General features: G+C 55.7%; 20 protein-coding genes. 8 read left to right on the forward strand and 12 right to left on the reverse strand.

Translation table 11 applies throughout. The annotated features are described in order from the left end of the window. Positions 1-26: 26 nt before the first annotated feature. The 4 genes from ACPXSQ_RS16855 to ACPXSQ_RS16870 all read right to left on the reverse strand — a co-directional run bounded on the left by ACPXSQ_RS16855 (position 27) and on the right by ACPXSQ_RS16870 (position 7,597). A complete protein-coding gene (locus tag ACPXSQ_RS16855; RefSeq protein WP_104933028.1) occupies positions 27-1,544 on the reverse strand; it encodes a carbohydrate porin in 1,518 nt (505 codons plus the stop codon). Positions 1,545-1,794: 250 nt separating this feature from the next. Continuing rightward, a complete protein-coding gene (locus ACPXSQ_RS16860) occupies positions 1,795-3,039 on the reverse strand; it encodes an MFS transporter (protein WP_426144167.1) in 1,245 nt (414 codons plus the stop codon). 49 nt (positions 3,040-3,088) lie between these two features. Next, the gene (locus ACPXSQ_RS16865) at positions 3,089-6,175 is read right to left on the reverse strand and encodes a beta-galactosidase (protein ID WP_104933027.1); all 3,087 of its coding nucleotides are present in this window, start codon (positions 6,173-6,175) and stop codon (positions 3,089-3,091) included. Positions 6,176-6,679: 504 nt separating this feature from the next. Continuing rightward, the gene (locus tag ACPXSQ_RS16870) at positions 6,680-7,597 is read right to left on the reverse strand and encodes an aminoimidazole riboside kinase (RefSeq protein ID WP_013024230.1); all 918 of its coding nucleotides are present in this window, start codon (positions 7,595-7,597) and stop codon (positions 6,680-6,682) included. Between the two features lie 228 nt (positions 7,598-7,825). Here ACPXSQ_RS16870 and yghU point away from each other — a divergent pair, with 228 nt between their 5' ends. Both yghU and ACPXSQ_RS16880 read left to right on the forward strand, forming a co-directional pair. Continuing rightward, the gene (gene yghU, locus ACPXSQ_RS16875; RefSeq protein WP_013024229.1) at positions 7,826-8,689 is read left to right on the forward strand and encodes a glutathione-dependent disulfide-bond oxidoreductase; all 864 of its coding nucleotides are present in this window, start codon (positions 7,826-7,828) and stop codon (positions 8,687-8,689) included. Positions 8,690-8,700: 11 nt separating this feature from the next. Beyond that, on the forward strand, positions 8,701-8,991 hold the full coding sequence (locus ACPXSQ_RS16880; RefSeq protein ID WP_013024228.1) for a DUF1330 domain-containing protein: 291 nt from the start codon (positions 8,701-8,703) through the stop codon (positions 8,989-8,991). A 158-nt stretch (positions 8,992-9,149) separates the two neighbouring features. Here ACPXSQ_RS16880 and ACPXSQ_RS16885 read toward each other — a convergent pair whose 3' ends face one another. Together ACPXSQ_RS16885 and ACPXSQ_RS16890 are read right to left on the reverse strand one after the other, a co-directional pair. Continuing rightward, entirely contained in the window at positions 9,150-10,586 is a 1,437-nt protein-coding gene (locus tag ACPXSQ_RS16885; protein ID WP_013024227.1) for a methyl-accepting chemotaxis protein, read from the reverse strand. Between the two features lie 154 nt (positions 10,587-10,740). Next, a complete protein-coding gene (locus tag ACPXSQ_RS16890; protein ID WP_013024226.1) occupies positions 10,741-11,673 on the reverse strand; it encodes a LysR family transcriptional regulator in 933 nt (310 codons plus the stop codon). A 135-nt stretch (positions 11,674-11,808) separates the two neighbouring features. Here ACPXSQ_RS16890 and ACPXSQ_RS16895 point away from each other — a divergent pair, with 135 nt between their 5' ends. Beyond that, on the forward strand, positions 11,809-12,879 hold the full coding sequence (locus ACPXSQ_RS16895) for a tartrate dehydrogenase (protein ID WP_014606905.1): 1,071 nt from the start codon (positions 11,809-11,811) through the stop codon (positions 12,877-12,879). A 1-nt stretch (position 12,880) separates the two neighbouring features. On the opposite strand, the gene ACPXSQ_RS16900 is transcribed toward ACPXSQ_RS16895, so the two are convergent. From ACPXSQ_RS16900 to ACPXSQ_RS16915, 4 genes are all read right to left on the reverse strand, one after another. Next, positions 12,881-14,212: a glycoside hydrolase family 28 protein gene (locus ACPXSQ_RS16900; protein WP_028715941.1), complete on the reverse strand. Its 1,332-nt coding sequence runs from the start codon at positions 14,210-14,212 to the stop codon at positions 12,881-12,883. A gap of 37 nt (positions 14,213-14,249) precedes the next feature. Further along, a complete protein-coding gene (locus ACPXSQ_RS16905; protein ID WP_014595099.1) occupies positions 14,250-15,065 on the reverse strand; it encodes a carbohydrate ABC transporter permease in 816 nt (271 codons plus the stop codon). After that, positions 15,065-15,937 (reverse strand): carbohydrate ABC transporter permease, encoded by an 873-nt coding sequence (locus tag ACPXSQ_RS16910; protein WP_013024220.1) that lies wholly within the window; start codon positions 15,935-15,937, stop codon positions 15,065-15,067. The genes ACPXSQ_RS16905 and ACPXSQ_RS16910 overlap by 1 nt, the downstream gene beginning before the upstream one ends. A gap of 63 nt (positions 15,938-16,000) precedes the next feature. Next, the gene (locus ACPXSQ_RS16915; protein WP_033766291.1) at positions 16,001-17,332 is read right to left on the reverse strand and encodes an extracellular solute-binding protein; all 1,332 of its coding nucleotides are present in this window, start codon (positions 17,330-17,332) and stop codon (positions 16,001-16,003) included. 526 nt (positions 17,333-17,858) lie between these two features. Between ACPXSQ_RS16915 and ACPXSQ_RS16920 the strand changes: the two genes are divergently transcribed. Then, complete coding sequence (locus tag ACPXSQ_RS16920; protein WP_028715939.1) at positions 17,859-18,458, forward strand: GNAT family N-acetyltransferase; 600 nt, start codon at positions 17,859-17,861, stop codon at positions 18,456-18,458. 12 nt (positions 18,459-18,470) lie between these two features. Next, complete coding sequence (locus tag ACPXSQ_RS16925; protein WP_426144168.1) at positions 18,471-19,562, forward strand: ABC transporter ATP-binding protein; 1,092 nt, start codon at positions 18,471-18,473, stop codon at positions 19,560-19,562. A gap of 22 nt (positions 19,563-19,584) precedes the next feature. Here ACPXSQ_RS16925 and ACPXSQ_RS16930 read toward each other — a convergent pair whose 3' ends face one another. Both ACPXSQ_RS16930 and ACPXSQ_RS16935 read right to left on the reverse strand, forming a co-directional pair. Then, positions 19,585-20,703, reverse strand: coding sequence for an ROK family transcriptional regulator (locus ACPXSQ_RS16930; protein WP_013024216.1), 1,119 nt, complete (start codon positions 20,701-20,703; stop codon positions 19,585-19,587). Further along, positions 20,700-21,575 (reverse strand): BadF/BadG/BcrA/BcrD ATPase family protein, encoded by an 876-nt coding sequence (locus ACPXSQ_RS16935; RefSeq protein ID WP_013024215.1) that lies wholly within the window; start codon positions 21,573-21,575, stop codon positions 20,700-20,702. Before ACPXSQ_RS16935 ends, ACPXSQ_RS16930 begins: the two co-directional genes overlap by 4 nt. Before the next feature lie 274 nt (positions 21,576-21,849). On the opposite strand from ACPXSQ_RS16935, the gene ACPXSQ_RS16940 reads away from it, so the two are divergent. From ACPXSQ_RS16940 to ACPXSQ_RS16950, 3 genes are all read left to right on the forward strand, one after another. Beyond that, on the forward strand, positions 21,850-23,010 hold the full coding sequence (locus tag ACPXSQ_RS16940; protein WP_014595093.1) for a Gfo/Idh/MocA family protein: 1,161 nt from the start codon (positions 21,850-21,852) through the stop codon (positions 23,008-23,010). 559 nt (positions 23,011-23,569) lie between these two features. Beyond that, entirely contained in the window at positions 23,570-24,175 is a 606-nt protein-coding gene (locus ACPXSQ_RS16945) for a hypothetical protein (RefSeq protein WP_029569374.1), read from the forward strand. A 266-nt stretch (positions 24,176-24,441) separates the two neighbouring features. Next, positions 24,442-26,832 carry a glucose/quinate/shikimate family membrane-bound PQQ-dependent dehydrogenase gene (locus ACPXSQ_RS16950; RefSeq protein ID WP_014595091.1) on the forward strand — a complete coding sequence of 797 codons (2,391 nt, stop codon included), beginning with the start codon at positions 24,442-24,444 and terminating at the stop codon, positions 26,830-26,832. Positions 26,833-26,856 lie beyond the last annotated feature (24 nt).

Raw genomic sequence — 26,856 nt, forward strand, 5'->3', positions numbered from 1 at the left:
TGAAACGGCCCCGCAGGGCCGACTGATCAGAACCAGGTTTCCATTTGTACGCCGAAGTTCCACTCACCGCCCGCTTCAAAGCCGCTGCTGCCAAAGGCATCGCCGCGCGCGTAGTTATCCAGTCGGTGGTCCCAGTCCATCCAGGTGGCAAAAAGGCGAATTTCCGGACGTTTGAGGAATTCACCCACGTTGCTGGCCTTCAGCGTAGGCGCAACGGTCAGTTTGTAGAAATTACCGTTGACCGCACTGCGCTGATTAAAGCCCTCTGGCCGCAGATCCATATACTGATAGGTAGCTTCGTACTGCATTTCAAAGTTCTCGGTCAGCCCCTGAATCAGGCGCATGTTGGCGGTGGCCCACTGATAGCTGTCGCCCTTGACGTAACGATCCTTACTGCTTTGCGCCAGCACCGCCGGGGCGATATGCCAGCCGCCGCCCAGCGGGGTAATCCCGTAGCTGGCCAGCCGCCAGGTATCGGCATCCGGTAACAGTGCCCCGTCTGAACCGATAGCTTTTACCTCTGCACCTAAGCCGTGACCGTACAGCACGGCCGTTTTCGCTGAACCCTCTCGCAGGCCATAGAAGCTGTCGTTATGCAGCCCCACCAGCGCATGTAATCCGGTGTTCGCGGCATCGCCCTTCACCTTCAGGCCGTTCACATCCAGCCGGTCGTCGTTATCTTTCGCCCGCATGCCGCTCAGCATCAGCTGGAATGGGCCGTAGAAGTTGTTAGCCGTCAGAATATAGTTCTGTGCGGTGTTGTCGTTGTTCTCGATATCGCCAAAGGTTCGTCCGTAAAGCGACAGATTGCTGTGAGCCTGATCGCTCCACTTCATGTCGTAAATACCTGCTCCGGTACCGGCGAGAAATACCACATCGGAGTCGATCCAGTGGATATCGAAATTATCCCGGTCAAAGCGTTTACCCGCCCAGACGGTCGTGTCTTTGAACGCGCCGGTAAAGGTCGGGAGCTGGCCCAGCTCGACAAAAGCCTGACGCAGATTGAGGTCGCTGCTGGATGCCGTCCAGTCGTTATAGGTGCGCTGGCCGTCGGCCAGCATCGCCTTGAAGCGGGTCGTTGCGCCGTTTTCCAGCGTTTGTTTATGTTCCAGATTCAGCTCTACATAGGTATCAGGTTCGTTACCTAAGCGGCCGACGTGCCCGCCGGTTTCCCCGGCAGGCGTCACGGTCGGGCCGCCCTGAGTTTTGGTCGCCGAGCTGTTCATCAGTAGCCCGGAACGGGCATAGCCGTGAAATTCGAAGCCGTCTTCACTGCTCGCTTTCTGCTCCAGCTTCGCCGTGCGCTGTTCAACCTGCGTCGCGGTGACCTGGCTTTTCTGCTGTGCGCGGGCAAGCTGCTGCGCCTGTTTTTCTGCGGCTTCTGCGCGATTCTCTGCCGCATTCGCCCGCTGCTCCGCGGCCTGTAACCGCTGCTCCAGTGCCGCCAGCCGTGCTTCAATACTGCTCATGCTCGGTTCTGCTGCCAGAACCGGCCCCGCGCTCAGTAGCAGCCCAACGGTTACGGCAAGTGCCTTTTTATTCATCGTTTTACATCCCAGAAAAGGTAAGGGTAGTGATGCTGTCTTTTGCTAAACCGGTTTAGTTTTCGGATGATATTCATCGATGTATTCTCAGGCAAAGTAATTTGCTAAACCGATTTTATGAATGTGAGACAGTTCGCAAAACGAAGCGGCGACGAGGCGAAAAGGGGGAATGACGTGATGAAAAAAACGCGGTCGGCAAGCAGACAACCGGATGCGTCATGACGCCTGTCCGGTTGTCTTGAGGAAGGGATCAGGCAGCCTGACGACGTAACAGCGTCAGCGGTCCCGGCCCGCTAAGAGTGAAAACGGAGATCAACGTAAAGGCCATCGCAATAGAGCCCAGCACCAGATAGGCGCCATGGAAGCCAATACTTTCATACATGTTACCCGCCAGAACCGACATGAATATCATCGCTAACTGTTTAAAGAAGCAGAAGCACACCAGATAAATGGTGGCGGAGAAGCGCACTTCAAACTGGCTGGTGATGTATTTAAAGCAGCCGACAATCAGGAAAGGAATTTCAAACATGTGCAGCGTTTTAAGAATCACCACTTCCACTGCCGTGGTGGCAAAAGAGGAACCGATAATACGCACGGACATGATCATGCCTGCCAGCAGCAGGGCGTTCTTGCCGCCAATGCGGTTAACGATCAGCGGAGCAAAAAACATGATGGACGCGTTCAGTAATTCACCCAGGGTGGTTACATAGCCAAATACCCGCGTACCCTGTTCGCCTGTGGCAAAGAATGAGGTAAAGAAGTTAGCGAACTGCTGGTCGAACACGTCATAGGTACAGGACACGCCGACGACATACAGGGATAAAAACCACAGTTTTGGCTGCCTGAACAACTCCAGCGCCAGCTTCAGGCTGAACGCCGAGTGATTCGCTCCCACCGCCTGCGCAACCGTCGCGGATGACGATGTGCTGGTACGGGAGAAGAACAGCAGCAGCGCCAGAATCACGGCACAGCCCGACCCCAGCCAGAACACAAACTGGTTATTGATGGTGAACATGATCCCGACGATGGAGGCGCACAAGGCCCATCCTACACAGCCAAACATGCGCGCCCGGCCAAATTCAAAATTGCTGCGGCGGCTGACTTTCTCAATGTACGCTTCAATCGCGGGTGCCCCGGCGTTGTAGATAAAACCCAGGTAAATACCGCCAACAATCGAGCCCGCCAGAATATTCACCTGTAATAGCGGCCCAAAAACGTAAATAAAGAAAGGTGCGAACATCACCAGCATACCGGTGATAACCCACAGCAGGTGTTTGCGCAGGCCGAGCTTATCGGACAACAGGCCAAACAGCGGCTGAAACAGCAGAGAAAACAACGAAATACTGGAAAAAATAATGCCAGTATCCCCTTTGCTGATATGGTTAATATCATGCAACCAGATGGGGAAGAACGGGAAATAGGCACCCATGATGAAAAAGTAAAAGAAGAAGAAAAAACCAAACAGCCAAAAATTCGTGTTTTTTAAATAGTACATATTGGACGTCCTTACGCGAGAGTCAGGCAGGCGCGAGCCTGCCCGCTCATTATTTTTGTTGCCCCCAGATAAACTGGTAGCTGTAACGTCCTGCACTGAGCAGGAATTCCGGTGATACCGACGGGCTCCAGGAATCGTCTCCGCCGACGCCCATGTGGAAGCCATCAATATTGAGCCACGTGCCCGCCTCAGGCCGTAACAGGTGGCGATGGCAGGTTTCCATCAGCTGTGTCTGGCTGTAGCGACTGATGTTGAACTGGAAATCGCCACGCCACTGGTGCGCACCATAGTTGAGTTCACGCGTGCCGCAGCGCAGGCCGTTTTCAGTGGGGAAAACATACGGAGTGTACATTTCACTCAGCGGTAAATCCCAGCGGTCGAAGCAGGCAGAGGTCAGGCGATCCGGGTAATTTTCATGCGGCCCCAGGCCTAACCAGTTCACTCGCTCGACGATCTGGGTGAGCTGACAGCTCATACCGATGCGTGCCGGATAAGGCGTGCCGCTCGCAATCTCCACGTTGACCGTCACCGCCATCTCGCCAAATCCATCAATACGGTACACTTTACGGCTAATAAACAGCGTTTTGCCCTGGAACTGCCAGGCATGGACGGTGTTGATCACGACGGCGTCGGAGAGCGCTTCGGCGGTGCACTGCAGGGTGGTGACCTCAGACTGATAGTGCCCCGCCGCTTTCCAGCGCTCGACCCAGGCATTAGGGTCGATGCGCGTGACTTCGCTGACGCCGATATCGTTATCCAGCGGCGCACGGGTAAACTGATCGCGCAGCGGCGACAGGAGCTGCGGCTGATCGTCGATCCAGTACTGCGTGAGCACGCCCTGCTGACGGCTGAATGCCCAGCGCTGGTTGTTCACCGCCACGCTGAAGGTGTCTTCGCCGCGGCTGAGCTGTGGCGCACTCGCCGCCTGAGGCGGCAGGGCCACATTCAGGATCGCCTCCAGTGGCCACTGCTGCCAGGCGCTGATATGACCGGCTTCTGACCAGGCCGTCGGCTGAGGCTGTTCCACCCGCACCGTCAGCCAGAGCTGGCCTGAAGATTGAGGCAGCGGCACCTCCGGGAGTGCGATCTGCTGGCGGCCCTGTGGCGCGATATCCAGCGTGACTTCACCGGCGGCCAGCAGGTTGCCATCCTGAGCCACCGACCAGTGCAGGATTTCATTATCACTGTGGCGGAACAGGTATTCGCTGGTCACTTCCAGCGTGCGCTCGCTGCCCTGTAGCAGCCTGAACTGGAAGAACTGCTGCGCATGGCGGGCTTCGTAGAGCGAGGGATGGGGCGTCCGGTCGGCAAAGACCAGCCCGTTCATGCAGAACTGGCGATCATTAGGCGTATCACCAAAGTCGCCACCGTAGGCAGCCCAGGGTTCGCCGTTATCGTCATATTTTATGAGCGACTGATCGACCCAGTCCCAGACAAAACCGCCCTGCAGGCGAGGATACTGACGAAATGCCTGCCAGTATTTTGCGTAGCCACCAAGGCTGTTTCCCATGGCATGAGCATATTCACAGAGAATAAGCGGACGCTGCTCGCCTGGCATAGACAGCCATTTTTTAATGGACCATTTCGGCACGGCCGGGAAAGGTTGATCCTCATCGACCCGCGCATACATCGGACAGATAATATCGGTCGCTGCGGTATTGGCCCCGCCACCTTCGTACTGGACCGGGCGGGAAGGATCTTCACTTTTCAGCCAGCGGTAGAGCGCATCATGGTTAGCACCGTGGCCCGATTCGTTACCCAGTGACCAGATAATAATGCAGGGGTGATTACGATCGCGCTGCACCATGCGCGTGACGCGCTGGCTCATGGCGGGAAGCCAGACGGGATCGTCGCTCAGGCGATTCATCGGCACCATGCCATGCGTTTCGATGTTGGCTTCATCGACGACGTACAAGCCGTAGTGGTCACACAGGCTATACCACAGGGGATCGTTAGGGTAATGGGAGCAGCGCACCGCGTTGAAGTTATTCTGCTTCATCAGCAAAATATCCTGCACCATAGTGTCACGATCCATCACCTGACCGCGTTCAGGATGATGCTCGTGGCGGTTGGTGCCGCGGATGAGCAGTGGCTGACTGTTGAGCAGCAGCAGGCCATTTTCGATGCTGACGTGACGGAATCCCACGTCGCAGGCCTCCGCCTCAATCAGCGTACCGTCCGTCCGGTGTAACTGCACAACCGCCCGGTAGAGATGCGGCGTTTCCGCACTCCACAGCGCAGGGTTAGCAACGTTGATGCACAGCGTTGTCCGATCGCTCCACGCGCCGCGCTCGTCAATAATCGCGCTGCCCAAGGGCGACGTCGCTTCTCCGGTTAGCGTGTCACCCGCGAAGAGCTGCACGCTGACCCGTAAATCGTCATCCAGTGCTCCGGCAACCCGCACCTCAGCTTCCAGCCGCGCACGACTGAAATCGTCATTGAAATGCGTACGAATGCGCAGATCGCGAAGATGGCTGGCAGGCTTATGCAGCAGGGAAACATCGCGGAAAATACCACTCATGCGCCACATATCCTGATCTTCCAGATAGCTGCCATCGCTCCAGCGCAACACCATCACCGCCAGGCGATTTTCACCTTCGCGCAGAAATTCGCTCAGATCAAATTCAGACGGCAAGCGGCTGTCCTGCCCGTAGCCCACCCAGCGTCCGTTGCACCAGAGATAGAAGGCTGAATTCACGCCGTCAAAAATAATTCGGGTTTGTCCATGTTGCAGCCAGTCTGCATCCACATTAAATGTGAGCGAATAACATCCCGTAGGATTTTCAGCCGGAACGCGCGGGGGATCAACCGGAATGGGATAGGTAACATTGGTGTAAATCGGAACATCATAGCCCTGCATTTGCCAGACTGACGGCACGGTAATCGTCGCTGCCGCCTGCAAATCCTGGGTGCGCCAGCTATCCGGCACCGCCTCGGGCGCAGGGAAAAAGGCAAACGTCCATTCGCCGCTCAGGCTTTTTCGCTGCGCCGATGGCGCGTTGTTATGGGCCGCCTCAGCGCTGCGCCAGCTGTAAAACGGCGGATGGGCTTCCAGCCGGTTATGTTCGCTGACGCCGGGGTTTTCCCAGTCGCGCCGGGCGAGTACGGCCGCTAATGAATCTCTGTCCAGGGTCATGGCAGTCTCCTGCATAAAATTGTTATCCGCTCACATTGAGATGACATTACGAGGCCGGAATGGGGATGTAAAGCAACGAAGGGCGAATGAGTGAACTGCCTCACAGCAAAGCGGGATCGGCAGTGAGATTTATGAGCGGGGTCGCTGTCTTGCCGGCCCCGGTCAGGATGCGCGAACGGGGAGCGCTGACAACGGGCAGATGGCCGCGGGAACAGATCAATGCGCGAAAAGGCTCGGCATGATGGGGCAACAGTAAAGCTTGCGTTGCGGTGACAGACAAAGCCCGACCACGCTTTATGCCCGCAGGCGGTTCACCCTGAGCGGCCGGGTCATCAGCGTGGACAGGGGCTGATCGCTCTGCCCGATCTGAGGTAACGGGCGCTGTCCCCTTTAGTGATGACAGGCCCGCTGGATGAGCGGCCGACCCCGTTCGGCGCTGCACCCGCTGACTGACCGGACACAGGCGAGGGTTGCCGGTCAGTGCGTCGTGGCGTTATCGGGATATTATCCTTCAATTTGGTGACGATAAGGCAACGCGGTCATCGCCCCTTTTGCCGTCGTCGCCAGCGCCCCACACTGCTGTGCGCTGCTGAGTCGTGCCGCCAGCTCGGCCTCATTAGCGGGCATCCCCTTTTCCGCCAGCCCCCATAGCAGCCCGGCGACAAACGCATCCCCTGCGCCGGTGGTGTCCACGCTCACCACAGGCAGCGTGGGATAGTGATAATGTTTACCCTGATGCCAGACTTTCACTCCGGCCTTGCCCTGGGTGACCATCAGCAGGCTAATCGCAAAGCGTTCCGCCAGCGCCTGCATGCTGTCAGCGTGTTGCGCCCCCGGAGTCAGAAAAGCCAGCTCTTCCTCAGACAGCTTGACCACATCGGCCAGCTGTAACGCCCGGTTCACACAGTCCCGCAGTTGGGCATCGTCGTGCCACAGATCGTGACGAATATTGGGATCAAAGCTCACAAAGCCACCGGCATCGCTGATCTGCTGCATGGCAGAAAAGGTGGTGGAGCGCGAAGGTTCTGCCGCCAGGGCAATTGAGCAGCAGTGAAGCCATTCACCTTGCTCAAACCTGGGGAGATCGCCTTGTTCCAGAAACAGATCTGCACTGGGGCGCACCATAAAGGTAAAAGTCCGCTCACCTTCCTGATCCAGCGCCACCACCACCGTTGAGGTGCGCTGGGCGCTGTCCAGCGTCATATAGCGGGTATCAACCTGTTCAGTCGCCAGCGTGTGCTGCATAAAGTGACCAAAAGGATCGTCCCCAACCCGGCCAATAAACCCGCTGCGGCCCTGTAAGCGGGCAATGCCCACCGCCACATTGGCGGGCGCCCCGCCTGCACACTGTATTAAATGCCCCGGCCCGTCCGGAAGCAGGTCCACCACGGCATCACCCAGACACCAGACTCGTGCTGACATACCTCTCTCCTACGCAGATAAAGCTAAATTTTACTAAACCGTTTTAGCTTAGCATTGCTCAGGCGTCATAAATGTGATTTGTGTGGGGAAAATCTCTTCGCACTGGCGGTAAAGCTGTCTTGAGCGCTGTAGTAAAGCGATACAAAGTCACCGCCACCAGGGTTAAACCAGCGCGCTGGCAACTGCTACACTCGTGAAAACTCCAAACACAAAAAGGCGAACCTCATCATGTCTGAACAACACTATCAGCCCGCTAAAGTCTGGAAGTGGGACCCGGAAGCGAAAGGTAATGGTGCCAAAACTAACCGCCCTACCGCTGGCCCAACCCATGAAAAAGCCCTGCCGGTTGGTAAGCATCCGCTGCAGCTTTACTCTCTGGGCACGCCTAACGGCCAGAAAGTCACTATTCTGCTGGAAGAGTTGCTGGCGCTGAACGTGAACGATGCAGAGTACGATGCCTGGTTAATCAATATTGGTGAAGGCGATCAGTTCAGCAGCGGTTTTGTTGAGATCAACCCCAACTCCAAAATTCCGGCACTGTGCGATCATTCAGCCACACCACCGATTCGCGTATTTGAATCCGGTAACATCCTGCTCTATCTGGCGGAAAAATACGGTTATTTCCTGCCGAAAGATCCGGCCAAACGCACCGAAACGCTGAACTGGCTGTTCTGGCTGCAAGGCTCTGCCCCTTACCTTGGCGGCGGCTTTGGTCACTTCTATCATTACGCGCCAGAAAAGATTGAATACGCCATCAACCGCTTCTCACTGGAAGCCAAACGTCAGTTTGACGTGCTGGACCGTCAGCTTGCCGATAACCGTTATCTGGCGGGTGACGATTACACCATCGCCGATATCGCCACCTGGCCGTGGTACGGCAGCATGGTGCTGTATAACCAGTACAATGCTGCAGAATTCCTCGATCTTCAGTCCTACAAAAATGTGGTGCGCTGGGCCGAAGAGATCGCCCTGCGTCCGGCCGTTATGCGCGGCCGCAAGGTGAACCGTGTGATGGGCGAACCCGCCGATCAGCTGCGCGAGCGCCATGACGCATCGGACTTTGATACGCAAACCCAAGACAAGCAAGCCTGAGGAGAAAAACGTTGAGCGCTTACGTCGTATTTATTCGTGACAACACCCTGGATCAGGATGAAATGGTGACTTACGCCGATAAAGCCGGCAAAGCCCATGGCAACCATCCCATCAAGCCATTAGCCTTTTACGGCGATCTGGAAACCCTGGAAGGCCCCGAGGCGGAAGGTGTGGTGATTATTGAATTTCCGAGCACCGACGCCGCCCATGCCTGGTATGACAGCCCGGAATATCAGGAGGCGAAACAGCACCGCCTGAAGGGCGCGACTTATCGCGTACTGTTGGTAAAAGGCGTCGATTAATCGCTTTGCGGGCATGCCCGCCATTGCCCCGCAGTCCATCTGGCCTGCGGGGCACTCGCGCCCATCGACGCCGCTGATACGGTATCCTCGCGACCCGGGCAATAACGCCCGTGTTTTCTCCGCCAGAACCGCCTCATAACGGATTCTGCCTGCCTCGCCTAGCTAAAACGAAACAGTGAGATAGCCTGTTGTAGCGTGCTGGCCTGCTGACGCTGGTGCTGCGCCACCTGTAGCGTTTCGGTCACGTGTTTGACGTTATGATTCACGCTGTCATCAATACTGTTAATGCTGTGCTGAATCTGTTCGATGCTCTGATTTTGCTGCACGCTCATCTCCGACAGCTCGTTCACCAGCTGTGACAGGCTGTCGATACTGACGTGAATCGCCTGCATGGTCTGGGCGGCCTGATCAACCTGCGCGGTGCCCTGCTCGGCGCTGGAACTGGACACATCCATGAGCTGGCGAATCTCACGGGCGGCATTTTCACACCGCAATGCCAGGCTGCGCACTTCGTTGGCCACCACGGCAAAACCCCGGCCTTCCTGACCCGCGCGGGCGGCTTCTACTGAGGCATTCAGGGACAAAATCGTCGTCTGGAACGCAATGCCGTCAATCAGTTCAAGAATGGTTTTAACCCGGCCAGACTCCACGTTAATCTGCGCCATGGAGGCCATCGCCCGCTGAATATTCTGTTGACCTTTATTCGCTACCTGGCGGGTTTCATGAGCCAGATCGCAGGCCGTTTGCGCCTTATCCTTCGCCTGACTGGCGGCAACGCTGATTTGTGACATCGCGGTGGTCGCCACCTCCAGCGCCTGAGCCTGTTCATCGGTGCGCTGCGACAGGGCGGCGTTACGCGACAGCATGCTGTCGGCCTCCTGCAGCAGTTCAGCGACGCCGTGGCTGACCTGGTTCAACGTACCGCGCATCGTGCTCAGCGTCTGGCTAAAGGTTTTGGCGAATGGCGTTTCACTCTGTTGATTTTCCACCGACAGCGTCAGGCAACCTGGTTCACGGTTGATGCGGGCAGCCAGTTGCGCGACCTCACTTGAAGCGCGGAGATCGGCGGCCATCTGCCGGGCGATAAGCACCAGCATCGCGGTCTGTACCACCACAAACAGCGCGTGGAAAAGCACCATATCCAGACCGGGATGGTGAAAGACCACGATGCCAAACAGATCGTGTTCCTGCAGATAGTTAAACAGGAGATGATGAACGGCGCCTGTCGCGGCGGCCACCAGCAAGGGTCGGCTGTCGCGATAGACCAGCAATACCGACAGCAAGACAAACACCGAAAAGTGGAACTCGGTCTCGCCCTGGCCCAGTTGAATCAGCAAACCCGCAAAGCCGATGAGCGTGAAGGCCAGCCATAAGCGCGAAAATAGCGTGCCGTTTGCCAGCCATCCCACCAGCGTGGCGACCAGTGCCAGCCCGGTGCCGACTGTTATCGCCAGCCAGGTTGACTGGTACAGGCTTCCGACGATGGCTGAAATCACCACCATGATCCAACACAGCATGACAATCAGCCTGTCTGCCTGTTTTGCAATACGTTGAGGGGAAACGCCATCCCCGGAGCGTGTTAAATCTGTATTCATCGCCAGGCATCCACCAGAGGTTAAACCGCGCCTCAGACCAGAGGCGTGCTCACAGTCGATCTACGCAACGGGCGCAGACACATGAGATCGGTATCGACGCTGCCGGAAAATACTTTAATAGTGATAATGATTTACAGAAAAGTTGCGTGGGACATCACAGATGAGTTAGCGCGCTATCGCTTTGAAGCCTTTCCTGTAGAAAGGTCACAAACGCCATGAGGCGCGAGGGCTGCTGTCGCTGCGCCTGCCAGACTGCGAAGATATCGCCGTCCGGTGACCGCCATTCGGGCAACACATGCCGCAGCTCCCCGGCTGCAATGCTGTGTTTTGCATCCCACCAGGAGCGCAGCAGGATGCCATGACCATCCAGCGCCATGCGCATCGCCACCTCGCCATCGTTCGTGACCAGGTTCCCGCGGACTTTCTGACTCAGGCTCTCCGCATCGCCGACAAAACGCCACAGGGCGAAATCGCTGTCATGCTGCCTCAGTAAAATGCAGTTATGCTGCGCCAGCGCCCGGATGCTGTCCGGCAACCCGTGTTTGGCGGCGTAGGCAGGCGAGCAGCAAAGTACACGCGGGTTGTGCACCAGTTTCCGGGCGACCAGCCGTGAGTCTGGCGGTTCGCCGACGCGAATGTCGATGTCCACATGGGCATCAAGAAAATTCAGCGGCTGACTGCTGAGCTGCAGGGAAAGCGCCAGATGAGGATGCAGGGCAGCAAAGGCAGACACGCAGGGCGCGATATGGCGGCGGCCAAAACCAAACGAGGCATTAATATTCAGCGTGCCGCGCAGCTCGGCCGTTTCCCCGCTCACCGCGTCTTCCAGCGCCACCAACTGCTCCAGCAACGGACGAGCCCCTTCCAGATATCGACGGCCTTCGGGCGTCAGTTCCAGCTTGCGCGTGGTGCGGCGCAGTAACTGAACCCCCAGCCGCTGCTCCAGCAGGCTCAGGCGTTTACTGACGGCCGCCAGAGAAAGCCCCAGCGCCCGCGCGGCCGCCGTCAGGCTGCCCAATGACGCCACGCGCAGGAAAAACGCCAGATCGTCACTTGACGTCCGAGATTCTCTACTTTGATTCAACATGGGATTAACTTTAAGGCCAATTGTTTACCTCAGGTGGAGAGTTATACTGCGCTAACGCCCGGTGATAAATCAAGCTGCATCAAGACAGCATACGGAAACCTGACCGACTCACCCTACCAACCTCAGAGGTGCCCAGTGACAGAGAAGATCCATCGTATTGCCGTGATTCCCGGCGACGGCATTGGCAAAGAAGTGATGCCAGAAGGCGTGCGCGTGATGAACGTGGCGGCAGAGAAGTTCAACATTCCATTGCGCTGGGAGTGGTTCGATTATGCCAGCGCAGAATACTGGCAACAGCATGGCAAAATGCTGCCGGACGACTGGTTTGCTGAGCTTAAAACGTTCGATGCGATTTATTTTGGCGCGGTTGGCTGGCCTGATGTGGTGCCGGATCATGTTTCGCTCTGGGGATCGCTGTTGCAGTTTCGCCGTGAGTTTGATCAGTACGTGAACCTGCGTCCGGTACGCCTGATGCCCGGCGTGAAAGCACCGTTAGCCAACCGTAAGCCGGGCGATATCGATTTCTACGTGGTGCGGGAAAACACCGAAGGCGAGTATTCCAGCGTGGGCGGCACCATGTTCCCCGGCACCGAGCGGGAGGTGGTCATTCAGGAAACGGTCATGACCCGCGTGGGCGTCGATCGCATTCTGAAGTTTGCCTTCGAACTGGCCCAGCGTCGGCCCAAAAAACACCTGACCTCTGCCACTAAATCAAACGGTATCGCGATTACCATGCCCTACTGGGATAACCGCGTTCAGGCGATGGGTGAGCACTATCCCGAGATCAAGGTGGATAAATATCATATTGATATTCTTACCGCCAATTTTGTGTTGCATCCCGACTGGTTTGATGTGGTGGTTGCCAGCAATTTGTTTGGCGATATCCTGTCGGATCTCGGCCCTGCCTGCACCGGCACCATTGGCATCGCGCCGTCTGCCAATATCAATCCGGAAGGCAAATTCCCCAGCTTGTTTGAACCGGTGCACGGCTCGGCGCCCGATATCGCCGGTAAAAATATCGCCAACCCGATCGGCCAGATTTGGTGTGGTGCCATGATGCTGGAGCATCTCGGCTACAAGGAAGCCGGTGATGCCGTGCTGAACGCCATTGAGCGTACCCTGGCCGCCGGTGAACATTTAACCCGCGACCTGGGCGGCAGCGCGGATACGCAGCAGTTGGGTGCCGCTATCGCGGCGGCGCTGTAACTTAGTCTGCCAGCAGTACAACGCTGTCCGGATGCCAGCCTGACGGCAGCGGCTCAGGCCGCTGAATCGTCAGGTTGTTCAATTGCAGGTTCTCAACGCCGCGCGCAAACAGTCCCGGCAGCCCACCGGGATAGCGCTCAACGCCGTAAGCCTCGCCAGTGGTTTTATCCAGCCGGTAAGCATTATCCAGCCCCATCCCGGTGGGGGAATCGGGATTACAGGGCGGCCGCACATCGTACTGCCCCTGCACGCCCTGCGCGACAGTTTGCCGCAGATGGAGTTGATTGAGTGAAATATCACGGATCCAGCCTGGCTGGGCAGCATGCAGGTTGATCGCGCCCTCTGCCACACCGCTGAGCTGACTGAACTGGACTTGCTCCACGATCCCCGGCAGCACCGCCGGATCACGGGTCCGTACGGAGATAAAAATGGGATCGGCTTTGCCCCAGTGGCAGGCGGCAACATGATGGCAGCTAAAGGCGATCGTGCTGAAGAGGACGCGCCGTATCGCCCCACCATCCCGTGACACAATGCCGATGCCGCGGTTGGAATCAAACAGGGTGCAGCCTGAAACAGTAATGTCTTCAATATCGTCCCAGGTTTCAGTGCCGATCTTCAAGGCGCAGCTGTCGCTGCGCAGCAGGCAGTTGCTCACCGCGATTCGTCGCGCCGGACGACGCAGGCCAGCGGGCTTGAAGGTGGTTTTGATGCAAATCGCATCATCTGCCGCGCTGAAATAGCTGTTGCTGATAAAAACCGCCTCGCAGCTGTCAATGTCCAGTGCGTCGGTGTTGGGCAGCGTCATGGCGTTATCAATGGTCAGACGTTCGATATGCACATGGCGGCAGCTGACAAGGTGCACCGTCCACATCGGTGCGCGGATCAGGCTGATGTCCTGCAACCTGACCTGCTCGCAATCCTCAAACACGATCATGCGTGGCCTGTCTGCTTTTGGGACCCGGTAGCCCTGTTCGTCAGGCTCCGCCGCAAACCACGCTTCGGCGTCTCCCTCAATATGGCCCTGACCAGTAATTGTCAGGTTACGCTGCCCCAGCGCATACAGCAGGACGTTATGCGATTTCTCGGCACAGCTCAGCGCTTTCCACTGTTGGTAGTCCGCCAGTTGTCGGCTGGCAACCAGCACTGCGCCGGCTTCAAGGTGCAGCTCAAAATCGGAAGGAAGGTTCAGGCAGCCGCTGCGATAACGCCCCGGCGGCAGCGTAAGTCGCCCGCCGCCCGCCGCCGCAATCTGGTCAATCGCCTGTTGCAGGATGCGTGTATCAGGGGTTTCGCCGTCTGCGACGGGATGAAAATCGCCAAGGGAAAGATGCATCGTCCGGCCTTAGTGAATGAGAGATGAACCGGTGCGCTTACTTCACCGCACCTTCCGTTACGCCGCTGATAAACTTGCGCTGGAAAAACAGGAAAACCACGATAAGCGGCATGATAACGATCATCGCGCCAGCCATCAGCACCGGGATATCAATGGTGTTCTTATTCTGGAAAAACATCATGCCAATGGGCAAGGTTCGCAGCTCATCTTTGTTGACCAAAATCAACGGAATAAGGAATTCGTTCCACGTCCAGATAAACAACAGCAGGGCCAGCGTGGAGATCGTGGGCCAGATGGCCGGAACTAAAATCCCCCACAGGATTTTAATGCGAGGCGCGCCATCCATCACCGCCGCCTCGACTAACTCTTTAGGCACCTGCTGGAAAGCGCTGGCAATCATCAGGGTAGTAAACGGCAGCGACAGCGCAACCTGCGGCAGAATCAGGGCCAGATAGGTGTTGGTCAGCCCCATCCAGTGCAGTTCATGATAGAGCGGAATAATAAAGGCTTCACTCGGCAGCACCATGCCCAGCGCCAGCATGGCCGCCACCACTTTCTTGCCCGGAATTTTCAGTAAGGCAAAGCCAAATCCGGCCAGAATACCCAGTAAAATACTGCTCAGCACCACCGGAAACACCACCAGCACCGAGTTCATAAAGTAAACGTTAAAGTGTCCCTGCTGCCAGGCGGTGATGTAGTTTTTGACATTCAGTGAGGCGGGTAAATGAAACACGCCCTGAAACAGCTCCATCTGCGTTTTAAACGAGGTCATCAACGCCATTAAAAACGGCATGATGGTCATCAGCGCCACAATCCAGATCAGCGCACGAGAAATGATCGGTGTGCTTTTCATCAGTAACGTTCCTTCAATGCCAGATGGATCAGGTAGTTAAGCCCTAACACAATGACCATACTGAATACGGCAACCGATGAGGCATAGCCGAAGTAATGCAGATCAAAGCCCTGCTTGTACATAAAGATATTGGTCACCATGGTGGAGGTGCCAGGGCCGCCCTGCGTCATTACGTACACCAAATCGAACGCCTTCAGACTGGCGATGACCGTCAGCAACAGCGCGATGCGCAGCTCCGGACGCAGTCCCGGCAGCGTAATGCGCATAAACTTCTGGCGGCGCGAGGAGCCATCCAGGTCCGCCGCTTCAAGCAGGGACGGATCCATTCTCTGCAGTCCCGCCATAAACAGCACCAGACAGAAACCAAAAAAGTACCAGGTGGCGACCATGCCGACGGCCGGCAGAGCCCAGGTAAAATCCCCGAGCCAGGACATCGCCAACTGCGGCAATCCGATGGCGCGCAGGACCTGATCGATGGGGCCAAAGGCCGGGTTGTACAGCCAGCGCCACACTACGCCGAGAACCGCCATCGGCATGATATAAGGCAGAAAGAACAGGATGCGCAGTACGCTGCGCTCGGTGTTGTTTCGGGTTTCATACAGAAAGCTGCACAGCAGCAGCCCCACGCCAATCGGCAGGAGAGTATAAAACAGCATCAGAATGGCGTTATTGCCAAGGGCAATCCAGAAGACCGGATCGCTGAACATACGCAGGTAGTTACTGATGCCCGCGAAAACTGGCCGCGAGGTGCCATCCCACTCGGTAAAGCTGATTCCCAACGACGCGAGCAGCGGTAACAGCAGAAACAGGCCATAAACCAGGACTGCGGGAAGAAGATAGAGAAAATTACGCCAACTGCTTTGATTCAACATAACCGTACTCGTCGTAGTCAGAGCGACATTCAGGCCCGGCAGGTTCGCTGCCGGGCAACCGGCTTAGTGTTTCAGGGTTTTCATGTAACGCTGATAGTTGTTATCGAAGTTAATCACCATCTGCTCAGCCGTCTGTCGGCCCGCCAGCAGCAGCTGAACGTTTTGATTCAGTTCGGCGTTCATGGTCGGGGTTGCCCAGTCGACATAATGGCCCAGACCGTCGTAGGCATTCAGGTTCAGCCACACCTGCCAGGCTTCGCCTAACAGCGGATTATCCGCCGGGATTTTTGCGTCTTTATTGGTACTGGCCGGCAGGAAGCCAACGTTCAGCCAGCGGTTTGCCATGCTGTCCGACACCATATAGTTAATAAATTTGGCGGCGGCATCCTGCTGGGCTTTGGTTTTCGCCATGCTGGTCATCGAGAAGGCCAAATCGGTTCCGCCGACCATCAACGGCTGCTTCACGCCGTCACCGGCTGGCATACCGGCGAAGTGAATATCTTTGTTGTCTTTAAACTGGCCCAGATACCAGGTTCCGCTCACCAGGAACGCAGACTGACCGTTCTGGAATAACGTGGCGGCATCATCATGACCAATGCCCTGATAGCCCGGGAACAGATAACCTTTGTCCGCCCAGCCTTTCATCATGGTGGCCGCTTTTTTCAGCTTGTCATCTTTGAACGTGCCGCCCACGTCGTAAATCAAATCATCCAGTTTTTTGCGGTCGCTGCTTTCAATTTGCGCTTCCCACAGCGTACTGAGTAACTGCTGCCCCATGTTGCCGTCTAATAAACCCAGCATCATTGGCGGCGTGCCCTGCTGCTTGAGTTTTGCCATTGCGGCGTCAAGCTCGCTCAGGGTTTTCGGTACCGCAATACCGGCCTTATCCAGCAGCGCCTTGTTGTAATAGAGGCCAACCATTTCACCGAGGCTGGCCACGCCGTACAGCTTGCCGCTGCCAAACTGGCCGCTGTCAGACCAGCGGTTACGCTTGAGAATGGAGTCCGGGAATTTTTGGGTCCAGCCGTATTCGGCCGCATAGCTATCCAGCGGCAGCAGCAGTTTGTCTTTGACCAGCGATCCCATATCGCCGCCGCCCTGATTCACCTGGGCAATCTGCGGACCTTCACCTGCGGTCAGGGCCAACTTAAGAGGAATGCGCGTGTCTTCAAAGGAGTGCACGGACCGGTTGATAACGATACCGGGGTTTTGCTGGGAAAAGTCTTTAATACCTTCATCGACGGCCGCCGTTTGCTGAGGATAACTGTAGATATCCCATTCATTCAGGGTAACGGTGCTGTCGGCATGCGCAACGCTGCCCATCAGCAAGCCCGCCGCCAACAGGCTACGAACCGAAGTGCGAAAACGGAACGAACGAACTGAGGAATCAGACATCATGCTCACTTTCTCCAATACAGGATGGGCATCCTTTCTTCACAGGGTCTGCAATCCCGCAGACTGTCGCCGCATAAATCACCTTCTCACTCATAGTTACTTTAATAAAAAAATAAAGTCAAACATCCCACCGTGGGAATTGCCAGGTTGTGAGCCTGCGCAAAAAAACACGCTGACAGGGCAACGCTCAGCATAAGCGGAGAGAAATCCGTACAAATCTGGCGCGTTATCGGTGTCCGTTCGCCGCCGGCCAGCACGATAAACCAGCCTCAAAATGGCGTAATAACTTGCTGATAAAAAATATGAAAATCATATGACGCTCACATTTTTAACTTTTTATTTCCTCTGACGATTGCCGCCAGCCGGTTCACCGCCTGCGACAGAAGCCCACAGGGACTGGCCTGGTCAGCTAATAAGATCCGAGCGGAGGCGAGTTCAGGATAGTGGGGCAATTATTCCATCTTGAAAACTAAGTCAGCTTTCATTACCGTGAGGTTGTTCAACTACTGACCTGTGAGAGATGACGATGGCGAATCAAGGTGTCATTCGTCCGGCCACCGAGTCGGACTATTCAGCGCTTTACCGCATCTGTCTGGAAACCGCCAATGCCGGTAAGGATGCCCGTAACCACTATTCCGATCCCGAGTATCCCGGACAGCGCTTTGCGGTGCCCTACGCCCGCTTTGCACCGGATTTTGCCTTTGTGCTGGACCTGGAAGGCGAAGTGATGGGCTATGTTGTCGCTACGCCCGATACCCGTGCCTTTGAAGCGCAGCTTGAGCAGCACTGGTGGCCTCAGCTTCAGGAAAAATACCGTGACCGCACGGCCAGCGCCCCCTATGACAGCAAAATTCTCGACAGCATCCGTCAGCCTGAACGTGCCGATGCGCAGCTGGTGACACAGTGGCCCGCGCATTTACATATCAATCTGCTGCCGCCGGTGCAGCAAGGCGGCTGGGGCCGCAGAATGATTGCACAGGAACTGGCTGCGCTACGCCAGGCCGGTGTGAAAGGCGTTCACCTTGGCGTCAGCCTGCAAAATGAACAGGTGTGCGCGTTCTATGAACGCATGGGATTCAGCCACATCCTGCGCAGCAACGCCATATATATGGGCCAGTTACTTTAAGTGAGAGAGTTTATGACCAGCCTGCGCTTACAGAACGTTAAGAAGTCCTATGACCATATCGATGTGATTCACGGCGTCGATCTCAGAGTAAACAGCGGCGAATTTGTGGTGTTCGTTGGGCCATCCGGCTGCGGTAAATCTACCCTGCTACGGATGATCGCCGGGCTGGAAGAAATTACTGACGGCACATTGCTGATTGACGATAAAGACATGACCCGTCAGCCCGCAACCGAACGCGGCATCGCCATGGTGTTTCAGTCTTATGCGCTTTATCCCAACATGACGGTGCGCGGTAATCTGGCCTATCCGCTTGAGGTGATGAAAAAGCCGAAAGCCGAGATAGCCCAGGCAATTGAACAAACCGCCGCGCGCTTGCACCTGACCGAACTGCTGGATCGCCTGCCACGGGCGCTTTCCGGGGGCCAGCGTCAGCGCGTGGCCATTGGCCGCGCCATTATTCGCCATCCGCGCATCTTCCTGTTTGATGAGCCGCTCTCCAACCTGGATGCCGAGCTGCGTCTGCAAATGCGCATCGAGATTGCCCGCCTGCACGCCTCGCTGGGCAACACCATGATTTATGTGACCCACGATCAGTCAGAGGCGATGACGCTTGCCGATCGTATCGTGGTGCTGCGCAAAGGACGGATTGAACAGGTTGGCGCGCCGTTAGCGTTATACAGCGACCCAGACAACCTGTTTGTGGCCGGTTTTATCGGCTCGCCGAAGATGAATTTCCTCCAAGCCGAAGTCACCGCCACGGGTCAGGGTGAGGTGCAGTTACGCGTGCCGGATTTGAAGATAACGCAGCTGGTGCTAAAGATTGCGGCGCCCTGCCGCGAGGGCAAGCGCGTCACCCTGGGCATTCGTCCCGAGCACATGCAGCCCGCCGCGGAAACGCCAGCCGAACGTCAGTTCAGCGGCACGCTCTCCTTTGCCGAAATGCTCGGCCACACCAATTATCTTTACCTTGATTTAGGCATTGAACAGATGCTGGTTGTTGAGGCGCGCGAGGCGCAACGGCGTGATTTAGGCGTGGAGGTCAGGCTGGGTTTATCGGCAGACCACTGCCTGCTGTTTGATGAGCAGGGGCAGCGTCTGCGTTAAACAGGATGGCGCTGCGGCGCCGTCAGGTCACGGGTTCTTCATCCGCCTGGGCAGCCAGCAGATCGAGCAGCATATTCACGGCAAAGCCTGCCGCGCCCAGCGCCCACATGCGGTTTGATTCTGTCAGAAACTGCAGCGGTGTCATCTGTGGCGTCAGCTTCAGACGATAGGCCTGAAAACTCTGGGTAATGTGGTCCAGCAGAATACGTGAAGCCATGTGCGGTTCCATCGCCAGGAACACGACGTCAGGATCGTACGCCACCGACAGATTGGCCAGGGAAATCCCCAGTTCACGTCCCGCCTCTTCCAGTGCGCTCAGCACCTCGGCCGTGGGCCGCTGATCGAGCGCCTGCAACGTTAGCGGACCGCCCGCTTCATCCTGCTGGACACGTTGCAGGATTGCCCGGGACGAGGCCACATCCTCGAGCAGACGCAGCGAGCCATCGCCGACCAGGCCGTTACCGATCTCGCCCGCTTTGCCATGTCGCCCGCGATACAGCCGGCGGTTAAGAATAATGCCTGCGCCAATGCCTTTACCGTAAGTCGCAATAACCGCTGACTGCGCGTTGCCCAGTTGGCCAAACACCAGGGTGGCCATCGCCATCGCATTGGCATCGTTTTCGATAAATACCGGCAGGGAAAAGCGTGTTTCCAGCATCTGCGCGATAGGGACATTCTCCCAGTCGAGCACTTTCGAACGAATACAGTAGCCGTTTTCGGCATCGACTAAACCGGATAAGGCCAGGCCAATCGCGCCAACCTGTTTTTCTTCCACGCCGCGTAGAAATTTAGCCAGCGCATCGCCCAGCTGTCGTGGCGTGATGGCGCCGGAAGGCATCTGCTGTTCCCCCAGCAGATTGCCGCTGAGGTCGGTCATTACGATCAGGTTACGTTCGGCGTTAAGCTGAATGCCAATGACGCTGGCGCGATCGGGATTCAGCCCCAGCAAGGTTTTAGGCCGCCCCATTGATACGCGGCGCAGCCCCAGTTCCTGCACGATGCCCTGCGCCAGCAGTCGGTTGGTCGCCTGGGAGACGGTAGACATGCTGAGTCCGCTTCGGACCTTGAGGTCAGACTGGCTGACAGGCGCATGTTCCACGATCAGTCTAAGAATGCGCGCGGTAACGTTTGGAGCAATCATAGCGTCCTCAGATTTGCCCGGGCCATCATTAATGCCCCGTCCAGAGCATCGTGTTGTGCAGCGACCAGCCGGGCCTGACTCTCCGCGCTCAGCCAGGGCTGAATCGGTGTGGCCAGCCCGCCCATGAGGGCGACGCATCCCTGACTGATGGTAGAGAGACGGCTGACCATTAAGCCAATATCGCTTGCAGTCTGCTGCAGGAGATCCACGGCATGACGATCGTCCGCGTGCGCGGCGGCAAAAATATCAGGCACCACGCGCGCCCAGTCGGCGGGCATAGCTTCTCGCGTCCACATCAACATGGTTTCCGGGCTGTGGTTAAACTGTGCCATCAGGCCGTGGGTAAAGTCTGTGCTGTCAACGATGGCTTCATGGGCCAGTAATGCCAGCCGCAGCGCGCGTCGCCCCAGCTCAGCGCCGGAGCCGTGATCGGACAGCGCGAATCCCCAGCCGCCCAGCAGCGTAAACCGCTCGCCATCCCAGGCTGCGCCCTGGCTACCGGTGCCAATAATAAAAACCGCACCGGGTGCCGCCGCATGGGCGCCGGCGCAGGCGATCTCAACATCGCTGACCACCTGCACGGTCGCGCAGGCAGGCTGCCATTGCGTCAGGCGCGCCTTAACCGAGGCCACATTCGCACCGGCTAATCCTGCCACCAGCGAGGTCTGCGCCAGCGCCTTTGGCGTCAGCCCTGCCTGAGACAGCACGGCTGCCATGAGCTGCTCAACGCAGTTCAGAGCCGCATCAAACTGTGACCAGACGTTGGCAGGGCCGCCCACCGCCTGAGCCAGCACGTTGCCATTCGCGTCGGTCAACCGCGCACGACACTGCGTACCGCCGCCATCAATACCAAGGAGATAGTGTGATTGCACGCGCTTCCTCCCGCCGTAAACGCATCTCGATTCTGTAATCTGCGAACGATAGGTGAAAAAAACTTAAATCGCAATAACAAATAAATATAGGCAAAAAACAATAACTATTTATTATTTAAAATCAATAAAATACCTAAAAATACGTATGCAAATCACACAACGCGTTATTGACATTAGTTTTTCTGTCGTAATAAGTTGGTAGCCAGTCTTTCCATCATTGCGTCCCGTCAGCGGCGTACTCACCGTTGTCAGAATTCAGGATCAGGGGTTTACCATGAAAGTAGGCATTATTGGTCTCGGCTTTCGTCTTTCTCATGTCGTTAAAGAGTTTCACAAGGCTGATACCGAATTTTCGCTGGTAGGTTATTACGATCCAGCACCGGCCGGTTTGCCGAATCTGCACAGTTTCGGCATCGATCCCGGCAAGGCGTTCGATTCCGTTGAGGCGCTGCTGCAACAGGGTGGTTTTGATTTGCTGCTGGTGGGCTCGCCTAACTTTATGCATCTTGAGCATGTCACACAGGCGCTGGCAGCAGGCTATACTGTGTTTACTGAAAAGCCTGTCGTGATTAACGAAGAACAAACGATGGCGATGGCAAAACTGGTTCAGCAGTATGGCGAAGACCGTATTCTGGTAGGGCTGGTGCTGCGTTACTCGCCGCTCTATCACGATCTGCTGGCAGCACGTGACGATCGTCGCCTGGGTGAAATCACCTCTATTGAAGCGACAGAACATATCAAGCCTTATCATGGCGCGTTCTTCCAGCGCGACTGGCGCAGGCTCGAAAAGTATGCCGGTCCTTATATTCTGGAAAAATGCTGTCACGACATCGATCTCTACCAGGGATTAATGCAGGAGCGCCCCCTTCGGGTAGCCAGCTTTGGCGGACGCAAGTCGTTCACGCCTCAGCATGCACCACAAGGTGCGATCACCGAGCAGTCTGAGATTTATCACACTAAGCCCAGCGGCTGGTCGAGTACCGACGCGGTGTTTAGCAGCGATGCCGATATTGTCGATTACCAGACCGCCCTGATTGAGTACGCCAGCGGCGCAACGCTGTCTTTTCACGCTAACCTCAACGTCCCGGACGAATTCCGCCGGTTCTGCGTGATAGGCACTGACGGCATGGCTGAAGGCGATTTTGTCCGTAACTATTTTCGCGTGCACAACGCACGCACCGGCGAAAAAGAAGTGGAAACCGCCTACAGCGGCAACGCCTATGACGGTCATTACGGTGCCGATGCCTTAATGGCGGAAGAGATCGTTAAGCACGTCAAGCAGGGAACGCCGCTAAAAGTTTCTGTTGTTGACGCACTGGAAGCCGGCCTGACGGCCATTAAGATTGATGAAGCGCGCAAAACCCGCAGCGTCATCGATCTGACCGAAAGCTGGACACGTTTTGACGCCAACCTGGGAAAAACGGGAACGCACTAGTTCCCTCCTGATAGCTCACTCCCCCGAGCCCATCAGGTTAAACATAGCTCGACGACTGGTACCCTACTTAAACCGGCCTCAGGCCGGTTTTTTTATTCCTCCACACCTGTACTTCTCCTGCCCTGCGGGCAAGCGTCGCGCGGCATCAGGCGTTTCCGCCTGCGTTTTCCATGAGGATTGACCTGTGCGGATGATTATTAAAAAAAACCGCCTGCTCTGCTGATAACTTAACTCAGGATAAGATAAAGCAGTAAACGAAGCGGCCGTTGTGACATCAGAACGACACTTTCTGCTGATAATCAGATGACGTTTATTACGCGTTTTACAAAACAACGTGCAGGGTGAATTAACGCTTTCGACGAGTAGTCACGCCAGAAAAGACCATTTAACGTTATCATTAGAGTGCATATAAATTTAAATAACGGATAACAAAAAAGTGCTGATTAATATATAAAAAACGTGTGTTGCCAGGAGAATCGCGTATATTAATCGCCGTACTTCCCTCTCGTTATGCAAAAAATAAAATTCACAGCAAACGTTAAATAGTTTCGATGAGATAATGAAAAATAGCGGATATAACCCTTATATTACTGAGCCTATTCATCACGTCACGAGTCAGGTGGCCGGTATTTGTTACCACCTCCCGAATTCGGACTGCACACAACCGACGAAAAGGATACTTAACGATGACAACATTATTTCATTGCACAACCATCTTGCAACTGAAGAAGCATTAATCATTATCCCCCTGTGTGATGCACAGTTAAAAGAATGGATTCAGCATCCCGAACGTTATTTACACCTGCAGGATGCGCGGGTGCGTATTGGTATTAATTATCGCAACCTCAGGGCCCATCAGGAAAAATTACTGGAATTAATTAACGCTTATCGTTTCTGGCTTTTTGATTTCGCACCGCCTGGCGCAGACTGGCATTTAGTCGAATCCTTTCCTTTTTCCGCCATTGTCTTAAGTTATTCATTCTTTAATGACAACTATCGGAAATTTACATTTCCTTTTTTTCTTGAGTCATTAAAAGGGAAAGGCGCCGAGATTATCGTGCGCGGTTACGAACCGACGTTATCAGCAGAGAAACTCGCGGCACTTAACATTAGCGGCTGGCAATTACAACGCGCGTCTGGCGATCTCATTCCCTTTACGCTTTAACCTTTCTTATCTCCTGGCACTATTGAATCATATCGGCAAGCCCCATTAACACCGTCTAAAGTATTGCCTTAGATGCGTTGTTAAGAGCTTTAAGCCAAAAAAATCAAAACTCATACCAATTTTGCTATAACATTTAACAGATATGGATCATCACGCTTCAGGGAAGAGCGAAATAAGAATGCCTTTCATCTTTTGTACTTTATGACTGACAACAATCTATCTGATTGTTTTCCTGAGTTTTCTGGCAACGAAATGAGGTCAACATTATGGGGAAAAACTCCTCATCCTTTAGCGTGGTCCGTTTTTTAACGGTGCTGTTCGCCGTGCTAACGGGTGCGTTCATGTTAATTGGTGGTATCTGGCTGGCCACGATCGGTGGTTCCTGGTACTACATCATCGGCGGTGCAGCCATGCTGCTTACCGCTTTCCTGCTGTGGCGACGTAACAGCGCTGCCCTGGTTGTCTATGCGCTCTTACTGCTGGCTACGCTGGCCTGGGGCGTTTGGGAAGTCGGCACCGACTTCTGGGCACTGGCACCGCGTACCGACGTACTGGTGATCTTTGGCGTCTGGCTGGTGTTGCCCTTTGTCTATCGCGGCTTATACCAGCCGGGTAAAGGCGCACTGGGTGCCATGGGCGTAGCGCTGGTTGCCAGTGCAGCGGTGTTAACCTATTCCGTCTTTAATGATCCGCAAGTGGTTAACGGTGCATTACCGGCAACAGCGGATAATGCGCCTCAGGCACAGCCGTTGAGCAATATTGCTGATGGCGACTGGCCGGCCTATGCGCGCGATCAGCAAGGGACGCGCTTCTCGCCGCTCAAGCAGATCAACCACGACAATGTGAAAGAACTGCAGGTTGCCTGGCAATTCCAGACCGGTGATATGAAACGCCCAAGCGATCCGGGCGAAATTACCGATGAAGTGACGCCAATCAAGATTCGCGACACGCTGTATCTTTGCACGCCACATCAGATTTTATTTGCTCTGGATGCGGCCACCGGCAAGCAAAAGTGGAAGTTTGATCCCGGCCTGAAAACCAACCCAACCTTCCAGCACGTGACCTGTCGTGGTGTGTCATACCACGAATTCCCTGCAGCGAAGGATGCGTCCAATACCCAGCCTGCGCTGTGCTCGCGTCGTATCTACCTGCCAGTCAATGACGGGCGTTTGTTCGCGCTGGATGCGGAAACCGGTGAACGCTGCCCGGCCTTTGGTAACAACGGTGAGCTGGATCTGCAGCACAAGCAGCCGGTCACAACGCCAGGCATGTATGAGCCAACCTCGCCACCGGTGATTACTGACACCACCATTGTGATGGCTGGCGCAGTAACCGATAACTTTTCAACCCGTGAACCTTCAGGCGCCATCCGTGGCTTTGATGTGAACACCGGTAAACTGTTGTGGGTGTTCGATCCGGGCGCGAAAGATCCTAACGCGATTCCGGCAGATGAACACACGTTCACCATGAACTCCCCTAACTCGTGGGCACCTGCGGTTTACGATCCGAAGCTGGATATCGTTTACCTGCCAATGGGGGTGACCACGCCGGATATCTGGGGCGGCAACCGCACACCTGAGCAGGAACGTTATGCCAGCAGCGTGCTGGCGCTGAACGCGACGACCGGTAAGCTGGTGTGGTCATATCAGACTGTGCATCACGATCTGTGGGATATGGACCTGCCTTCGCAGCCGACGCTGGCGGATATTACCGATAAAGACGGTAATACCGTGCCGGTGATCTATGCCCCTGCCAAAACCGGGAACATCTTTGTTCTGGATCGCCGCACAGGTAAAACTGTGGTTCCGGCCCCGGAAACCCCTGTTCCGCAGGGCGCAGCTAAGGGCGACCATGTCTCAGCTACACAGCCTTACTCTGAACTGACCTTCCGTCCGAAACAGAACCTGACGGATAAGGACATGTGGGGCGCGACGATGTATGACCAGCTGGTGTGCCGCGTGATTTTCAAACGTCTGCGCTACGAAGGTCCATTTACGCCACCTTCTGAGCAGGGCACCCTGGTCTTCCCGGGCAACCTGGGCATGTTTGAATGGGGCGGCATTTCCGTTGATCCGCATCGTCAGATTGCGATTGCTAACCCAATGGCGCTGCCGTTCGTGTCTAAGCTGATCCCACGCGGTCCGGGTAATCCGGAAGAGCCACCAAAAGGCGCAACGGGCGGTTCAGGTACTGAAACCGGTATTCAGCCGCAGTACGGTGTGCCATATGGCGTTGAACTGAATCCGTTCCTGTCACCTTTTGGTCTGCCGTGTAAACAACCTGCATGGGGTTATGTTTCTGCTGTTGACCTGAAAACCAACGAAGTGGTGTGGAAACAACGTATTGGTACCGTTCGTGACAGCTCACCTGTACCGCTGCCCTTTAAAATGGGTATGCCAATGCTGGGCGGACCGGTTGCCACCGCAGGCAAAGTGTTCTTTATTGGCGCAACGGCTGATAACTACCTGCGCGCTTTCAGCACCGACACCGGTGAACTCTTGTGGCAGGCGCGCCTGCCAGCCGGTGGTCAGGCAACGCCAATGACCTATGAAGTTAACGGCAAGCAATACGTTGTGATTGCTGCCGGTGGCCATGGTTCATTCGGCACCAAGCTGGGCGATTACGTGATTGCCTATGCGCTGCCCGACCAGAAGTAATTAACACCTGAACAGAGGCGGACT

It is taken from the genome of Pantoea sp. EEL5 (genome assembly GCF_049892805.1).
Classification (GTDB): Bacteria; Pseudomonadota; Gammaproteobacteria; order Enterobacterales; family Enterobacteriaceae; genus Pantoea; species Pantoea ananatis.

Bases quoted from the DNA above. Each gene is read 5' to 3' on its own strand.
- ACPXSQ_RS16855 (WP_104933028.1), bottom strand. From the start codon at position 1,544: ATGAATAAAAAGGCACTTGCCGTAACCGTTGGGCTGCTACTGAGCGCG.
- ACPXSQ_RS16860 (WP_426144167.1), bottom strand. From the start codon at position 3,039: ATGTACTATTTAAAAAACACGAATTTTTGGCTGTTTGGTTTTTTCTTC.
- ACPXSQ_RS16865 (WP_104933027.1), bottom strand. From the start codon at position 6,175: ATGACCCTGGACAGAGATTCATTAGCGGCCGTACTCGCCCGGCGCGAC.
- ACPXSQ_RS16870 (WP_013024230.1), bottom strand. From the start codon at position 7,597: ATGTCAGCACGAGTCTGGTGTCTGGGTGATGCCGTGGTGGACCTGCTT.
- yghU (WP_013024229.1), top strand. From the start codon at position 7,826: ATGTCTGAACAACACTATCAGCCCGCTAAAGTCTGGAAGTGGGACCCG.
- ACPXSQ_RS16885 (WP_013024227.1), bottom strand. From the start codon at position 10,586: ATGAATACAGATTTAACACGCTCCGGGGATGGCGTTTCCCCTCAACGT.
- ACPXSQ_RS16890 (WP_013024226.1), bottom strand. From the start codon at position 11,673: ATGTTGAATCAAAGTAGAGAATCTCGGACGTCAAGTGACGATCTGGCG.
- ACPXSQ_RS16900 (WP_028715941.1), bottom strand. From the start codon at position 14,212: ATGCATCTTTCCCTTGGCGATTTTCATCCCGTCGCAGACGGCGAAACC.
- ACPXSQ_RS16905 (WP_014595099.1), bottom strand. From the start codon at position 15,065: ATGAAAAGCACACCGATCATTTCTCGTGCGCTGATCTGGATTGTGGCG.
- ACPXSQ_RS16910 (WP_013024220.1), bottom strand. From the start codon at position 15,937: ATGTTGAATCAAAGCAGTTGGCGTAATTTTCTCTATCTTCTTCCCGCA.
- ACPXSQ_RS16915 (WP_033766291.1), bottom strand. From the start codon at position 17,332: ATGTCTGATTCCTCAGTTCGTTCGTTCCGTTTTCGCACTTCGGTTCGT.
- ACPXSQ_RS16920 (WP_028715939.1), top strand. From the start codon at position 17,859: ATGGCGAATCAAGGTGTCATTCGTCCGGCCACCGAGTCGGACTATTCA.
- ACPXSQ_RS16925 (WP_426144168.1), top strand. From the start codon at position 18,471: ATGACCAGCCTGCGCTTACAGAACGTTAAGAAGTCCTATGACCATATC.
- ACPXSQ_RS16930 (WP_013024216.1), bottom strand. From the start codon at position 20,703: ATGATTGCTCCAAACGTTACCGCGCGCATTCTTAGACTGATCGTGGAA.
- ACPXSQ_RS16940 (WP_014595093.1), top strand. From the start codon at position 21,850: ATGAAAGTAGGCATTATTGGTCTCGGCTTTCGTCTTTCTCATGTCGTT.
- ACPXSQ_RS16945 (WP_029569374.1), top strand. From the start codon at position 23,570: ATGAAAAATAGCGGATATAACCCTTATATTACTGAGCCTATTCATCAC.
- ACPXSQ_RS16950 (WP_014595091.1), top strand. From the start codon at position 24,442: ATGGGGAAAAACTCCTCATCCTTTAGCGTGGTCCGTTTTTTAACGGTG.